The following is a 14,215-nucleotide window of genomic DNA, read 5'->3' on the forward strand; positions in this document are numbered from 1 at the left end:
AGAGGGAGCAAACCCAAGATGAGTAATATCGACGAGCGAGTCAAAAAGATCATTGCTGAGCAGCTCAGCGTGGAAATCGAGAAGATCACGCCCGAAGCCCGCTTCGTGGACGATCTGGGTGCCGATTCGCTCGATACCGTCGAGCTCGTAATGGCACTGGAAGAGGAATTCGAAATCGACATTCCTGACGAAGAAGCTGAAAAGATCGTCACCTTCCAGGACGTGCTGAATTACGTACAGTCCAACGCCAGCGACGCCTAAGTCGCAGCGGTTCTTTGTTCCCTCCTGCGACCCGTCAGGGCGCAGGAGACTTTCCTTACGCTGTTGCACTGTCGTCCTGACAGGGTCGTCAACAGCAGCAAGTACCTTCACGAGGTGCTGAAATGATGCCGAAACGACGCGTCGTGGTGACCGGTCTTGGAGCCGTGTCGCCGGTGGGCTTGTCTGCGCAAGAATCCTGGAATTCGGTCAAAGCCGGCCGCAGCGGTATCGGCCCGATCGACACCTATGATGTCAGTGCCTATCCCACCCGTATTGCCGGGCTGGTGCGGGGATTCGACATCGAGCAGTACATGAGCCCCAAGGAAGCACGCAAGTGCGACCCCTTCATCCATTACGGTATTGCCGCCAGCGATGAAGCGCTCAAGGACGCCGCCCTGGACCTTCAGAGCGCAGATCTGGACCGCATTGGCGTCCATGTCGGCTCGGGTATCGGCGGCATCGGCAACATTGAAAAGAATCATCAGGTGTTGCTCGACAAAGGGGTGCGCAAGGTTTCCCCGTTTTTCGTGCCGAGCAGCATCATCAACATGATCTCCGGCAACATTTCCATCCGTCACGGCCTGACCGGGCCTAACCTCGCTACGGTCACGGCCTGCACCACGGCCACGCATTGCATCGGGCTGTCGGCCCGGCTCATTGCCCACGGTGATGCCGACGTAATGATTGCCGGTGGCGCCGAGGCTGGCTCAAGTCCGCTCGGCATGGCCGGATTCTGCGCCGCCCGCGCACTGTCTCAGCGTAATGACGCGCCCGCAGCGGCAAGCCGGCCGTGGGATCAGGATCGCGATGGCTTCGTCCTCGGCGACGGCGCCGGTGTACTCGTGCTTGAAGAGTACGAGCATGCCAAAGCGCGCGGCGCCAAGATCTACGCCGAGCTGACCGGGTTTGGCATGAGTGGCGACGCCTACCACATCACCTCGCCGCTGGAAGATGGTCGCGGGGCGTACAAGTGCATGGAAAACGCCCTGCGCGATGCGGATCTCGGCATCGAGGACGTGCAATACATCAACGCCCACGGCACCTCCACCCAGGCTGGCGATGTGGCCGAGAGCAAGGCCATTCGACGTACGTTTGGCGCGCACGCCGACAGCCTGGCAGTGAGCTCCACAAAATCCATGACCGGCCATCTGCTTGGCGCGGCCGGGGGGCTGGAAGCGGTGCTGTGCCTGCTCGCCATGCGTGACGGCGTGATCCCGCCGACCATCAACCTGGATCAGCCGGGTGAAGGCTGCGACCTGGACTACGTGCCCAACACCGCGCGTGAGGCCAAGCTGGATGTGGTCCTGTCCAACTCCTTCGGTTTTGGCGGCACCAATGGCACGCTGATTTTCCAGCGCGCCTGATCGCATCATGCCTGCGGTGCGCCGTCTGGACGGGCAACTCGACCTGTTCGCGATCCACCGCAGTCATGCCCAGCGCTTTCCCTTTCTACTGGAAAGTCGCCAGCACAATCCGCAAACCGGCCGTTACAGCCTGCTCATGGGCCAAGCCGGTGAGCAGCGACACTGCTACGCCGTCGATGAGCTTCCGGCCTTCTTTGCCGCCTTGCCAGATCCGCACGGTTGCGACAGCGACAGCCGTGTGCCGTTTATTGGCGGCTGGTTCGTGTATTTGTCATACGAATCCGCCTGGGGGTTGCAGCCCCATCTGCCGGCACTCGACAGCGCCCCGCATACACAGCCGCTGGCCAGCGCGGTGTACTGCGAACAGGCCCTGATCGTTGATCACATCGACAATTGCAGCTGGAGTATCGGGCTTGAGGATGATGCGGTTCAGGCCTTGCTCAACAGCAGTACTGCAAACGCCGTGGACACACCCTGGCAGCCCCTTGCGTTTCGCAGCGATGCGGCCGAGAAGTTTCACGCCGCTGTGCATCAGGGCGTGCGCTACATTCAGGCGGGCGACATCTATCAAGCCAATCTGTCGCGACGCTGGCACGGCGGCGCCGTCGCCAGCTCTCGCATGCTTGAAGCCTATGCGCGTCTGCGCTTGCGCAACGCCGCAAGCTTCGCGGCCTCGGTTCAATTGCCCGACCTGCAGCTTGCCAGCGCCTCACCGGAACGCCTGTTTCTGCATCAACACGGCGTGGTTGAAACGCGCCCCATCGCCGGCACCCGTCCGCGCCACCACGATCCGGCGCAGGACCAGGCCCTGATCAGAGAGCTGATGGCGCATCCCAAGGAACGCGCCGAGCACATCATGCTGGTCGACCTGGAGCGCCATGACCTTGGCCGCATCTGCGCGCAAGGCAGCGTCGAGGTCAACGAGTTGCTGGCCCTGGAGAGTTACGCCAGCGTGCATCACATCGTGTCCAATGTGCGCGGTCGCCTGCACACGGAGGTCACAGCGACCGAGCTGTTTGCCGCGCTGTTTCCCGGCGGCACCATCACCGGATGCCCGAAAATTCGTTGCATGCAGATCATTCATGAGCTGGAGCAGCGCAGCCGAGGCCCCTACACCGGCAGCCTCGGCTACATCTCGGATTGCGGACGTATGGACTTCAACATCCTGATCCGCACCCTGGTCTGGCACAACGGTACGGTTCATGTTGATGCCGGCGCCGGGATCGTGGCCGACTCGGTGGCCGAACTGGAAACCGCAGAAACCGAAGCCAAGGCCGCCGGGCTGCTGCGCGCACTGGGGCCGCTGGAATGAGTGCACACACGCTGATCGATGGCCAACCCGGCGATGCGTTGCCGCTGGCTGATCGTGGTCTGCAATATGGCGACGGCGTGTTTCGCACCATGCTGGTTTGCAAAGGTACGGTTGAGGTTCAGGCCCAGCAGCTCGACAAGCTGCTGGCAGATGCCCGCGCGCTGGGCCTGACACCACCGCCGCGCGATGCGATGGCCACCGCGCTTAACCAGGCCGCATCAAACCTGGGGCAGGGCGTCATCAAACTGCTCATCACCGCCGGCGACAGCCAACGAGGCTATGCCCGCGCTGAGAACGCCTGCCGTTGGCTGCTTTATCACAGTGCACTGCCGGCGTGGCCGGCCGCGTTATGGCGCGAGGGCATCATCATCGGAGATGTCGGCTGGCCCTTGAGCCAACAACCCCATCTGGCGGGCCTCAAACATCTCAATCGTCTGGATCAGGTTATGGCTCGTCGGCAGTTGTCGGCCAACTGCCAGGAAAGTCTCATGCGCAACCTGGGCGGGCAGCCGGTCTGCGGCGGTATGAGCAATTTGTTCTGGTTCGCCGACGGCCACTGGCACACCCCGGACCTGAGCCAGGGCGGAATTGCCGGCCTGATGCGCGAGCGCATCCTCGCTGCACTGGCGCAGGATGGGCAGCCGCCGCGTATCCTCAATGCCAGCGACCAGGCCCTGGAGCAGGCCGAATTGCTGCTGATGTGCAACTCCGTCATCGGCTTGTGGCCTGTGCGAGAATGGCGGGACATCCATGATCAGTCGCGTCGGCGCTGGGAACGTCCCGGCGCACACCCGGCCCTGACCGCACTGCGCGCACTGATCCCGCACCCGTGGCAAGGAGAGCATGTCTAAAGCCAGAGCGCTGGTAACCGGGCTTGTGCTGATCGCAACCGTCGTGGCGATCGGGCTGTGGCTTGACTATCTGCGCTTCGCACGTACGCCGCTGAACCTGTCTGATGAACAACGCATCGAGGTGCCGCAGGGGCGCAGCCAGACTGCACTGGTGCGGGAATGGGCGAAGCAGGGCTGGCTCTCGCATGGCCTGCGCGATCAGCTCTGGCTGCGCGCGCATAATCGCATCGAAGCCGGCGCACGCGAGCTCAAACTGGGTGAATATGCCTTGCGCCCGGGCCAGAGCCTGCTCGAGGCCCTGGCCATGATTCGCGCTGGCGAAGTGATCAGCTATCGCCTGACCATCATCGAAGGTTGGACCTATGCCCAGCTGCGCGCCGCATTGCGTGAACAGCCGCGCCTGGAACAACACACCGTTGACTGGGACGATGCCCGGCTGATGGCCGCGCTGGACAAGGCCGACGTCCATCCCGAAGGTCAATTCCTGCCCGAAACCTACACCTACACCGCCGGTGTATCTGACCTGGACCTGCTGCGCCAGGCCAGTCAGGCACTCGACAAGGTGCTCAGCCAGGCCTGGGCCGAACGCCAGGACGACCTGCCGCTGCAAACACCGCAGCAGGCCCTGACCCTGGCCTCGATCATCGAGAAGGAAACCGCGCTGGCCGAAGAGCGCGAACTCATCGCAGGCGTATTCGTGCAGCGGCTACGCAAAGGCATGCGCCTGCAAACCGATCCCACCGTGATCTATGGCCTGGGCGATGCCTTTGATGGCAACCTGCGACGCCGTGACCTACGCACCGACACGCCGTACAACACCTATACACGACACGGCCTTCCACCCGGGCCCATTGCATTGGCCGGGCGCGCCTCCATCCACGCCGCGCTCAATCCGCAAGACACCGACAAGCTGTATTTCGTGGCCACCGGCGAGAACGGACGCCACCATTTCAGCGCCTCCCTGAACGAGCACAACGCGGCCGTGCGCCGCTATCAGTTGAAACGATGAGCGGCTATTTCTTTGTCTTTGACGGCATGGACGGCGCAGGAAAATCCACGGCCCTGAACGGGGTCGCGGCCAGCCTGCGCCGCATGGGACACAGCGTGGTCACCACCCGCGAGCCGGGCGGCAGCCCGCTGGCCGAACAGATTCGTGAATGCATGCTCGGCGACTGGTCGGATGGCGTGCCGCCGCAGACCGAGTTGCTGCTGGTGTTCGCCGCCCGCGCCGCCCACATGCAGCACACCGTGCTTCCTGCCCTGGCGCGTGGCGAGATCGTGCTGTGCGATCGCTTCATCGATTCCAGCCATGTATACCAGGGCGTGCTCGGCGGCATCACAGCTTCGTGGATCGATCAGCTGGGCACGCAGACCATCGCTCGCCTGCCAGAGGCCAGTTTCATTTTTGATCTGCCCGTCGAGCAGGCCTCACAGCGCCTGCAGCAGCGTGGCATCGAAAACCGCTTTGACCGGATCGATCTCGAGCGCATGCAAACCATCCGTGACGCCTTCGCCCAACGCGCGCAGGCCCCAAGCCACCACCTGATTGACGCAAGCCGTGAGCAGAGCGCGGTTCACGCCGATGTGCTGGAACGCATCGAAGGCCTGTTGGCATGAACGCGCCATACGACTGGCAAATGCCGGCCTGGACCGAGCTGCGCAACAGCTTGCAGGCCAAACGTCTGCCGCACTCACTGCTGATCAGCGGGCAAGCTGGTGTAGGCAAGACCGCGCTGGCCCGCGAACTGGCTCGGACCGGCCTGTGTGAGGCACCAGAACTCAGCGCCTGTGGTCAATGTGACAGCTGCCACCAGTTCGCAGCCGGTGCCCACCCAGACTGGATCGAGATCGAAAAGCCGCAGGACAAACGGGAAATTCTGATCGATCAGATCCGCGCGTTCTGCACCGATATTCAGCTGACCGCCAGCCAGCCACGTGGTCGCTATGCGCACATTCGCGATGCCGATGCGCTCAATCGGGCATCCGCCAATGCATTGCTCAAAACCCTGGAAGAGCCACCACGCGGCGTCACCATCATGCTCAGCGTGAGCAATCTGTCGCGCCTGCCCGCCACCATTCGCAGTCGCTGCAGTCGCATCAGCATCGCCATGCCCAGCGTGGATCAGGCCCGCGCCTTTCTCGGTGCGCAGGCCGAGGTGCCGGCCCATTTGCTCGGTCGGGTCGGGCCGTGTGCGCTGGCCGCTGACGACGCCAGCCTGGATACCCTGATCAAAGCCGAAAAAAACTGGCAACAGGTGCTCGAACGCGTGGGGCGCGATCATGACGCGATCAGTGCGGCCGAGGCCATCAACGAGGCTCAGTTCGACGCCTTTCTGAGCTGGTGGCAAAGCCGTTTGCTGGACGACATGAAAAGCGGCCGCCAGGGCATGGCGCAACGTCGCCTGTGGGATGCACTGATCAAGGTGCGTAAAGACGGGCAGGGCAGCTTCAACCGCTTGCTCGCCCTGGAAGGCCTGTTTATTCTCTATCTTGATCTACAAGCACGGCAGCGGGAGAGGGCATGAGTCAACCGGGGATACTGACGCTTTCCATCAAGGAAAAGAATCAGCTTTACATGGCCTACATGCCGTTCGTGAAGAATGGCGGGCTGTTCATCCCCACGACCAAGCCCTACAAGCTGGGCGACGAGGTGTTCATTCTGCTGACTTTGCTCGACAACGCCGAACGCCTGCCGGTGGCCGGGAAGGTCATCTGGATTACGCCCAAGGGCGCGCAGAACAAACGCAGCCAGGGCATCGGCGTGCAGTTCTCGGAACAGGACGGCGGCGAAACCCAGAAAAAGATTGAAAGCGCACTGGCCGGCGGCGTGGATTCGGACCGCCCGACCTACACCATGTAGCTAACCGGCCTCGACCGGAATGCCGCCATCCAGCACTTTGGCTTCGAAGCCTTTCTGGGTCAGCACAAATGCACCCACCTGGCTGCGGCGACCTCCATCGCAATAAACGAGATAAACCAGATTCTTGTCCAGGCTGCCAAGTTTGGGGCGCAGCATGAACAAGGGTAGGTTGATCGCGCCGTCCAGATGCTGGTTCTTGTACTCGCTGGGTAAACGGACATCCAGCCAGCGTGCCTTGCCCGATGCCACCAGGGCTTTGCCTTCGTCCAGTTTCACGTTCAACGTCAGCGGTGCGGTGAGCAGGGCGCGGAAGTCATCCTTGGCCAGGCGCATCAAGGTACCGGCTTCCAGCATGGTCACGGACGCATTGCGTTTATCATCTGAAATCAATGACTCTTCGCCGAAACATGAACCCGTTTCGAGCTCAGCAAGGCGAATCGGCTTGGGCGAGGTCCGGGTCTCCCGGGTGACCATTGCCCGACCTTTGATGATGACGTAGAAAAAATCACCATCGCTGTCCTGACGCACCACCACATCACCGGCCTTGACCGGGATCTGCTCCATACGCATGAACATCGCCTGCAGATTCGACGGCGGCACCTTCTGAAAGGCCTTCATCTGAAGCAGCCGGGTCATCCAGTCACCATCAGCATCCTCGCTGTCGGCACTCAACTCATCAACTTCGAAAGAGCCGGTCTGATCCCAGGTCAGCATCACATCAAGCAGGCCGGAATCGATGCGGATATATTCCACAGCCGTTTTACACCGGGCGCTGACCACGCGGGGAATCTGATGGGCAATACGGTGCATGGCATCAGCGCTGCCGGCCACCAAGGTGCGCGCCACGCGACCCTCGGCATCAATCAACTCGATCTCACCGCTGAGCAGATAATATGAATCGGCGTTCGCGCTGCCGCGTGCAAAAAGGTCTTTGCCAGATTTTTCCGTCAAAGTGGCAATGCGCTTATACAGTTGCTGCAGACTTTCCTCGCGCAAGCCATTGATAGGACTCAGCTTGCGAAATTCGTCGATGCTCAATTGGGTTGGCGTATTTGCCATCAAAGCGCGCCTTGCTTGCGGTTGTTCCACGACAATGCCGGCATGATACCGAAAAAAGCGTGAAGTCCGCCTGTTGCAGGCGCCTTGCCCTGGCAACGCGTTGAACGGAGCAGGGCGCCACAATCGACTTCTACCATCGGCAAAATCAATAATTTCTATCATTTCCGATAGTTGAAGGCGATTCCTAGAATTCGTGATACTCCCTCTACCGTATCCGCAGGTGGAATCGATCGTGCGCCTGATCTTCGTTATATGCATTCTGTTCAGTTCGGTCACGCTGGCGCAGACACAAGAGCCCCACAGCCACTCAAGCTTTGTCGAAAAGCTCGGCCGCGCTTTCAGCGCACCCTTAACTGACACGATGCAAGCCGGGATCCCGCGCTGGGAAGCTTTCAAGCCTCGACCGCGCAAGGAATGTCTGGCGGCAGCAAACGGCACGCTTGACGACGATTACAAACGCTGTCGCTTTGGGTACGAAGAATATGTGCGTTATGACTCGCAAGGTCATCGCATCGTGCTCAATAGCCGCGCTTTGACCCGGTATTAAACGAAGCATGGATCTTCTCATCACGTTCGCAGCCTTTTTCGTACTCGCGCTGTTCCTCCGTGCAGCTGCACATGCAGCTGACCACGACGCGCACCCTTATGCCATGCGCAAGTATCTACTCAGTAAAGCTGAACGCTCGTTTCACGGTGTATTGCAACAAGCTGCGCCCCCGGGAACCCAGATTTACAGCAAAGTCCGAATGGCCGACGTCTTACAGGTGCGCAAAGGCGCGCGTAACAGGCTTGGGTTTTTCAACAAAATCTCATCAAAACACTTTGACTTTGTCCTCACCGACGCAAGCACCAGCGCGATCATCGCCGTCATCGAGCTGGATGATGCTAGCCACCGATCCAATCGAGCAAAAATCAGCGACACATTCAAAAACAAAGCCACAGAGGCAGCGGACTTGCCATTGATGCGGGTAGATGCTGCTCGCAGCTATGGCGTCGCAGATCTGCGCATGAGACTCAAAGCCCTCATGCCGGCCGGCGAAACTGAGCAATCTCGTAGCAACGGAAGGCCACACAGCAGCGTCGACACCGAATCGACCAGCGTTACACTGGACTCGACCACAATCTAACGATCGATCTGCCAGCGAGTGGAACGTTATGCGCTCACCATTCGTTTACCGTCCTGCAATCTTTCGGGGGACGAGCCGAACGTATGTGCCCACAACGAGAACCAGAATGTTTTTCGGAATTTCTGGCAACAGATGCGCCCAGAGCCATCATGGCCGATGAAGGGACATTCTTGAGCGCGAACAAAGCGTTTTGTCTTGGGTTCAACCTGAAACCCGAGGCCGTGATCGGCACACATATCTCGGAGCTTTTTTCACCTCGCAGCGTAAGCCACGCCAGCAAGGCGGCAAACACCGTGTCGAACACCGCTCGACAACGCGTAGACAACTTCTGCAACTGTTGGGTTGGTGGTGACGAAGGCGATGTTGTCTGGTTTGCCGAGAAGGTGGACCGCTTCGGCCATATCTATTGCGAAGTCTGCTTTCCAGTTAGCGAAAGCAGCGCATGCTGCGGCACCTGACGGACAACAATCGATTGGTGAATGAGTCCGGATACATTAATGCGCATAATATATATTATGTTAAATAATATCTGGATCACACATAGAACACGGCCAGCCATGACGACCAAAACGATCTGGCAGCGATTTGCCGCTTGCCAACATGGCAGCCCCATCCGCACTATCCCCCGTCCAACGACATCAAATGAGCATCTCCACCGACTGCCATGGTATTGGTCGTGATCACTTTTTCATCGACGAATCGCTGCCAATAGCTGGCACTGGGTTCATCCCGCACAATCCTGGGCAATGCGCCGCACTGCTGATCCAGCAAACGCGACATCGTCGGCTGAAGCAAAGCGCTCCCGGGCGGGATAACCAGCGTGTGATAACACGCTGCGGCGTCCAGTTGAACTGGATCATGCAGTACCACAGCCCCTAATTCGCCCAGCTCACTGCGTAACGCATGCTCACGTTCGAGCACCACGTCTCGCCAACCTTCGGGAATAACAAGATGCAGCACGTTCCCTGTGGATAGCACGGCGTCCATAGTCGCCAGGCAGTGGCTCACCGGATCACCCGCTGCATAGAACGCAGCGACCACGCCTCTGGGCTGGATGAGATACAGATTGCGCTCGCCGGCAGAACTGCTCAGCGCAACCGGCGCCGTGTCTGCTGCCTTGTAGCGTTGTCTGCCCGCTCCGGAATCATGCCGTCTCAGATTGGGCACATAAAGTGGCCCACCGGCTTTGGGCCCGGTGCCGGAGAGCCCTCGCCCACCAAACGGCTGCACGCCGACCACCGCACCGACCATGTCGCGATTGACATAAACATTGCCAACCTTGATGGCGGCAGCGAGATAGTCCGCGCACCGCTGAATGCGCGTGTGTATGCCCAGCGTCAACCCAAAGCCTGCGGCGTTGATCTGCTCGACCACGGCCGGCAATTCATCTGCAGCATAGCGAATCACATGCACAATCGGCCCGAACACTTCCTCCGGCAACTGTTTCATATGCTGGATTTCATAAAGCCGTGGAGCGAAAAAGTAACCCTGGCTATGCGTCGGCGCTGACTTAGCTACGTGCAGCAAACGCGCCTCTTTATCCAGACGCTGGCAATGTGCATGCAATCGTTGGCGCGCCGGCTCATCAATGAGTGGCCCCACATCGGTAGCCAGCTCCTGCGGGCTGCCAAGTTTCAGTTCATCCATGGCGCCCTTGATCAATTCGATCACCCGATCTGCCGTGTCCGCCTGCAAAAACAGCACGCGCAGGGCCGAGCAACGCTGACCGGCGCTATGAAAACCCGAGCGGATGACATCGTCCACCAACTGCTCTGCCAGTGCTGTCGAATCGGCGATCAGGGCATTCTGCCCCCCCGTTTCAGCCACCAGTGGAATCGGCGCATCGGTGCGCTGAGCCAGCGTCCTGAACAACCAGCGCGCCGTGCGGTTGGAACCGGTGAACAGCACCGCCTGAATCCGGCAATCCGGGACCAGCACCCTGCCCGCATCAGCACCTGGCGCAATCACACACTGCACCCGGTCGGGCGGCAGGCCGCACGTCTGCATGAGCTTCAGCGCGTGCAAGGCCATCAAGCTGGTCTGCTCGGCGGGCTTGGCCAGCACCGCATTGCCGGCGGCCAGAGCCGCGGTAATCTGGCCGATGAAAATCGCCAGCGGAAAATTCCACGGGCTGATACACAGCACCACGCCATGAGGGCGCCCTGGCGGCAAGCGCTGAATTTGCGCCGCGTAATAGCGACAAAAATCGGCCGCTTCGCGCACTTCGGCCAGCCCATCGAGCAGCGTTTTGCCCGCTTCGCGTGCGCACAGATCAATCCAGTGCGCCTGCTCGGCTTCCAGGGCATCGGCCAAGCGCAGCAGAAACGCGGCCCGGGCGGGCGCCAGCCAGTCCTTGCGCGCGAAGGCGCGCTGGGCGCGCGCAAGCTTGTCCTGCATGGACGCCGTGCTATCCCAGGCAAAGCTCCCCACACGCTGGCGGATGTCCGCCGGACTGTAAACAGTCTGCTCTGCCCTGCCCGCGTGCTCGTACGTGGGCAGGGTTCTGGCCGCATCATCCAAACGCTGCAATGCACAGATATCCGACACATCAAACCCACCGGAGTTGTCACGCGCTGGTGCGTACAACGCGCGGGGTGCCGCGATGGCCGGGTTATGCACATCAGCGCACTCGCGCAGTTTGAGCAAAGGGTCCTGAATCAGCGCCTGAACAGGGATGTTTTCATCCGCCATGTTGTTGACGAAGGAGCTGTTGGCACCGTTTTCCAGCAGACGCCGAACCAGGTACGCGAGCAAGTCCTGATGCTCACCCACCGGCGCATAAACCCGGCAGGTAACACCGCTGTCTCGCATCACCTGATGATGCAGCTCCGCACCCATGCCATGCAGGCGCTGGAACTCGTAGCCTGTACGCTGCTGATCCATGGCCAGAATCGCAGCCACCGTCCACGCATTGTGGGTGGCAAATTGCGGATACACGTAGGCGCGCTGATCCAGCAGCTTGCGCGCACAGGCTTGATAGCACAGGTCAGTGCTGAGCTTGCGCGTGAATACCGGGTAGCCAGCCAGGCCCTGCACCTGGGCGCGCTTGATCTCGGTGTCCCAGTAAGCGCCCTTGACCAGCCTGACCATGATGCGCTGACCGGCCCCGCGGGCCTGCGCAACCAACCAGTCGATGACCAGCGGTGCACGCTTCTGATAGGCCTGAACCGCCACCCCAAAACCATCCCAGCCGCGCAATGCCGGCTCGCGCAGAACGGCCTGGATGACCTGCAAGGACAGATCAAGGCGCGCGGCCTCCTCCGCATCCAGCGTAAGACCGATGTTGTAACGGCGCGCCTGCACGCACAGATCCAGCAATGTCGGCACCAACTCGTGCAGCACACGCTCACGCTGGGCCGCCTCAAAACGTGGGTGCAGCGCAGAAAGCTTGATTGAAATACCCGCCGCCTGATCGGGATGTCCGCTGGTGTTGCGCTGTCCGATTGCATCAATGGCCTGGCGATAACGGTGCGTATACGTGGTCGCCGCCGAAGCGCAACGCGCCCCCTCTCCCAGCATGTCGTAGGAATACAACTCGCCTGGGCTTGCCGTTTTTTCGGCGCTCACCAGAGCTTGCTCGATCGTGCAGCCCATCACGAACAGCTTGCCGATCATCGCCATGGCCTGCCGAATCGCGCGGCGCAGTACGGGCTGACCCAAGCGCCCGAGCATACGCGGGACAACACCGTGCAACGCTTGGCGTTCGACGTCGCCGTAGCGCAGCACTTTGCCGCTGATCAGCAGCGCCCAGGTGGTCGCATTGACGAATAATGCATGGCTGCGGCCGCGATGCGCGGCCCAGTTCGTGTCCTGCAGCTTGTCGCGGATCAGGGCATCCATGCTTGTCACGTCGGGCACCCGCAACAAGGCTTCGGCCAGACACATCAAGGCAACACCCTCTTCGCTTGATAACGAATATTCGTGCAGCAGCGCCTCAACGCCACCGCGTTGGTGCTGCGTGGCGCGAACCTGCTCGACCAGCCTGCGCGCATATTCACGTGCCTGCTGGCGAGCGCTTGCCCCCAGATCAGCCAGCGTCAGCAGCGGCGCCAAAGCGGCTTCATCGGCCTGAAGCCAGTGCTGGTGCATGGCTCGGAGCAGCGGATCATCAGCGGATGGCAGCGGTGGCGTCCAGGGCATATGCATCACTCGTTGGTCATGCACCGCATGGTAAAAAGCCTGACAAAAAATAGTGTGGCTTTTTACACGCCTATTCAGAATAATAAGCGGTAAACTTCATTTTTATAGGTGTTTTATGCCGCCCCGCGCGCCAGATCGCATTGATTGCCTGATTCTCAAGGAACTGCAGAGCGACGGGCGCCTTGCCAATGTGGAACTGGCCCGACGCGTCAATCTCAGCCCCAGCCCATGCCTGGAGCGGGTCAAGCGCCTGGAAAGCGAAGGCTATATTGCCCGCTATCAAGCCCATCTGGATGCGCAGCGCCTCAACTACGGAACCACGCTGTTCGTGGAAATCACCCTGGATCGCACGACCAGCGAAGTGTTTGCACACTTTCGCGATGCGCTGGTTGATCTGCCGGAAGTCGCCGAATGCCACATGGTGGCGGGTGGGTTTGATTATCTGGTCAAACTGCGCATGTCGGGCATGGATGACTACCGCCGCGTACTGGGTCGCCTGGTTGATCTACCCGGCGTCGCGCAAACGCACACCTATACCGTGATCGAGCAGGTCAAGGACGATCTCGGCCTGCCCTTGTAGCGCGCCGTTACTTGAGCGCCTGACAGATGACCACCCGTCCGGGCGCTGTGCTGTGTTTGTTCAGCACATCCTGAACACGGCGCGCCTTGTAGTCGAAACTCCACAGCCCGTGCAGGCAAGCTGGCAGCGTGTCATGCAACACAGGCTCATCAACCTGATCTCCGCAAAGCACCAGGTAGTCACCTTTTTGTGCATTGACCAGATTGCGATCGATCTTGGGGCGCGTGCGCCCTGGAGCGCCTAACTGACTCATGCGCTCGGTGGTGACGAGATATCCCCCGCCCCCGCCGTCGATATCGCGGGTCAGCGTCAGCACACGGCGCTGGCGGACCAGAAACGCCCGCATGGCCCCGACCCAGGCCAGTTCAAAGCTGTTGCCGTGACGGCGCAGCGCCACGATACGCGCGCCCGGCGTGTTGAGCTCTCGCTGGGCGCGCCCATGTGCACTGAGAAAGGCGGCGGTAAGGTCTTCACCGCGCGCAACCTGGGCCTGCACCGCAGCGAGCAACAACGCGGCGGCCCCGCCAGGCGTCGCCACCACATCCTGGGCCAAGGCCCACAAGCCCACCTCTGGCGCCTGGATGTCATGCAAGCCAGCGCTGGACTTCGCACCGAAGCCCAGCGCCAGACTGCGCCATTTCCCGGGGAAAGCCCCCACGCC

At 60.7% G+C, this 14,215-nt stretch carries 15 protein-coding genes; 12 read left to right on the forward strand and 3 right to left on the reverse strand.

Features of this window, described 5'->3' with window-relative positions; all coding sequences use genetic code 11:
• Positions 1–18 precede the first annotated feature (18 nt).
• The 8 genes from acpP (at position 19) to ATO7_RS13335 (ending at position 6,648) form a co-directional block, all read left to right on the forward strand.
• The gene (gene acpP / locus ATO7_RS13300; RefSeq protein WP_083562464.1) at positions 19–261 is read left to right on the forward strand and encodes an acyl carrier protein; all 243 of its coding nucleotides are present in this window, start codon (positions 19–21) and stop codon (positions 259–261) included.
• A 125-nt stretch (positions 262–386) separates the two neighbouring features.
• Positions 387–1,625 (forward strand): beta-ketoacyl-ACP synthase II, encoded by a 1,239-nt coding sequence (gene fabF, locus ATO7_RS13305; protein WP_083562904.1) that lies wholly within the window; start codon positions 387–389, stop codon positions 1,623–1,625.
• 7 nt (positions 1,626–1,632) lie between these two features.
• Positions 1,633–2,937, forward strand: a complete 1,305-nt coding sequence (locus ATO7_RS13310; protein ID WP_083562466.1) for a chorismate-binding protein — start codon at positions 1,633–1,635, stop codon at positions 2,935–2,937.
• The gene (gene pabC / locus ATO7_RS13315) at positions 2,934–3,788 is read left to right on the forward strand and encodes an aminodeoxychorismate lyase (RefSeq protein ID WP_083562468.1); all 855 of its coding nucleotides are present in this window, start codon (positions 2,934–2,936) and stop codon (positions 3,786–3,788) included. Before ATO7_RS13310 ends, pabC begins: the two co-directional genes overlap by 4 nt.
• On the forward strand, positions 3,781–4,797 hold the full coding sequence (mltG, locus tag ATO7_RS13320) for an endolytic transglycosylase MltG (RefSeq protein WP_083562469.1): 1,017 nt from the start codon (positions 3,781–3,783) through the stop codon (positions 4,795–4,797). Before pabC ends, mltG begins: the two co-directional genes overlap by 8 nt.
• Positions 4,794–5,405: a dTMP kinase gene (gene tmk, locus ATO7_RS13325; protein ID WP_083562471.1), complete on the forward strand. Its 612-nt coding sequence runs from the start codon at positions 4,794–4,796 to the stop codon at positions 5,403–5,405. Before mltG ends, tmk begins: the two co-directional genes overlap by 4 nt.
• A complete protein-coding gene (locus tag ATO7_RS13330) occupies positions 5,402–6,313 on the forward strand; it encodes a DNA polymerase III subunit delta' (protein WP_083562473.1) in 912 nt (303 codons plus the stop codon). Before tmk ends, ATO7_RS13330 begins: the two co-directional genes overlap by 4 nt.
• On the forward strand, positions 6,310–6,648 hold the full coding sequence (locus ATO7_RS13335; RefSeq protein WP_083562475.1) for a PilZ domain-containing protein: 339 nt from the start codon (positions 6,310–6,312) through the stop codon (positions 6,646–6,648). Before ATO7_RS13330 ends, ATO7_RS13335 begins: the two co-directional genes overlap by 4 nt.
• Here the strand turns inward: ATO7_RS13335 and ATO7_RS13340 are convergent, their stop codons facing one another.
• Positions 6,649–7,707, reverse strand: a complete 1,059-nt coding sequence (locus tag ATO7_RS13340; protein ID WP_158523212.1) for a cyclic nucleotide-binding domain-containing protein — start codon at positions 7,705–7,707, stop codon at positions 6,649–6,651. It abuts the gene before it with no gap.
• Between the two features lie 232 nt (positions 7,708–7,939).
• Here ATO7_RS13340 and ATO7_RS13345 point away from each other — a divergent pair, with 232 nt between their 5' ends.
• The 3 genes from ATO7_RS13345 to ATO7_RS13355 all read left to right on the forward strand — a co-directional run bounded on the left by ATO7_RS13345 (position 7,940) and on the right by ATO7_RS13355 (position 9,292).
• Positions 7,940–8,254, forward strand: coding sequence for a hypothetical protein (locus ATO7_RS13345; protein WP_146680351.1), 315 nt, complete (start codon positions 7,940–7,942; stop codon positions 8,252–8,254).
• Between the two features lie 7 nt (positions 8,255–8,261).
• Positions 8,262–8,834 (forward strand): DUF2726 domain-containing protein, encoded by a 573-nt coding sequence (locus ATO7_RS13350; protein ID WP_083562481.1) that lies wholly within the window; start codon positions 8,262–8,264, stop codon positions 8,832–8,834.
• A gap of 149 nt (positions 8,835–8,983) precedes the next feature.
• Positions 8,984–9,292 (forward strand): PAS domain-containing protein, encoded by a 309-nt coding sequence (locus ATO7_RS13355; RefSeq protein ID WP_083562483.1) that lies wholly within the window; start codon positions 8,984–8,986, stop codon positions 9,290–9,292.
• Positions 9,293–9,452: 160 nt separating this feature from the next.
• Here the strand turns inward: ATO7_RS13355 and putA are convergent, their stop codons facing one another.
• Positions 9,453–12,974 (reverse strand): bifunctional proline dehydrogenase/L-glutamate gamma-semialdehyde dehydrogenase PutA, encoded by a 3,522-nt coding sequence (gene putA / locus ATO7_RS13360; protein WP_083562485.1) that lies wholly within the window; start codon positions 12,972–12,974, stop codon positions 9,453–9,455.
• Between the two features lie 115 nt (positions 12,975–13,089).
• On the opposite strand from putA, the gene ATO7_RS13365 reads away from it, so the two are divergent.
• On the forward strand, positions 13,090–13,554 hold the full coding sequence (locus ATO7_RS13365) for an Lrp/AsnC ligand binding domain-containing protein (RefSeq protein WP_083562487.1): 465 nt from the start codon (positions 13,090–13,092) through the stop codon (positions 13,552–13,554).
• A 7-nt stretch (positions 13,555–13,561) separates the two neighbouring features.
• On the opposite strand, the gene ATO7_RS13370 is transcribed toward ATO7_RS13365, so the two are convergent.
• The gene (locus tag ATO7_RS13370; RefSeq protein WP_083562489.1) at positions 13,562–14,212 is read right to left on the reverse strand and encodes a hypothetical protein; all 651 of its coding nucleotides are present in this window, start codon (positions 14,210–14,212) and stop codon (positions 13,562–13,564) included.
• Between the last annotated feature and the right edge of the window lie 3 nt (positions 14,213–14,215).

Origin of the sequence: Oceanococcus atlanticus (assembly GCF_002088235.1) — a bacterium.
GTDB classification, from domain to species: Bacteria; Pseudomonadota; Gammaproteobacteria; order Nevskiales; family Oceanococcaceae; genus Oceanococcus; species Oceanococcus atlanticus.

Coding starts and splice junctions, on each gene's coding strand:
- acpP (WP_083562464.1), top strand. CDS start 19: ATGAGTAATATCGACGAGCGAGTCAAAAAGATCATTGCTGAGCAGCTC.
- fabF (WP_083562904.1), top strand. CDS start 387: ATGCCGAAACGACGCGTCGTGGTGACCGGTCTTGGAGCCGTGTCGCCG.
- ATO7_RS13310 (WP_083562466.1), top strand. CDS start 1,633: ATGCCTGCGGTGCGCCGTCTGGACGGGCAACTCGACCTGTTCGCGATC.
- pabC (WP_083562468.1), top strand. CDS start 2,934: ATGAGTGCACACACGCTGATCGATGGCCAACCCGGCGATGCGTTGCCG.
- mltG (WP_083562469.1), top strand. CDS start 3,781: ATGTCTAAAGCCAGAGCGCTGGTAACCGGGCTTGTGCTGATCGCAACC.
- tmk (WP_083562471.1), top strand. CDS start 4,794: ATGAGCGGCTATTTCTTTGTCTTTGACGGCATGGACGGCGCAGGAAAA.
- ATO7_RS13330 (WP_083562473.1), top strand. CDS start 5,402: ATGAACGCGCCATACGACTGGCAAATGCCGGCCTGGACCGAGCTGCGC.
- ATO7_RS13335 (WP_083562475.1), top strand. CDS start 6,310: ATGAGTCAACCGGGGATACTGACGCTTTCCATCAAGGAAAAGAATCAG.
- ATO7_RS13340 (WP_158523212.1), bottom strand. CDS start 7,707: ATGGCAAATACGCCAACCCAATTGAGCATCGACGAATTTCGCAAGCTG.
- ATO7_RS13350 (WP_083562481.1), top strand. CDS start 8,262: ATGGATCTTCTCATCACGTTCGCAGCCTTTTTCGTACTCGCGCTGTTC.
- ATO7_RS13355 (WP_083562483.1), top strand. CDS start 8,984: ATGGCCGATGAAGGGACATTCTTGAGCGCGAACAAAGCGTTTTGTCTT.
- putA (WP_083562485.1), bottom strand. CDS start 12,974: ATGCCCTGGACGCCACCGCTGCCATCCGCTGATGATCCGCTGCTCCGA.
- ATO7_RS13365 (WP_083562487.1), top strand. CDS start 13,090: ATGCCGCCCCGCGCGCCAGATCGCATTGATTGCCTGATTCTCAAGGAA.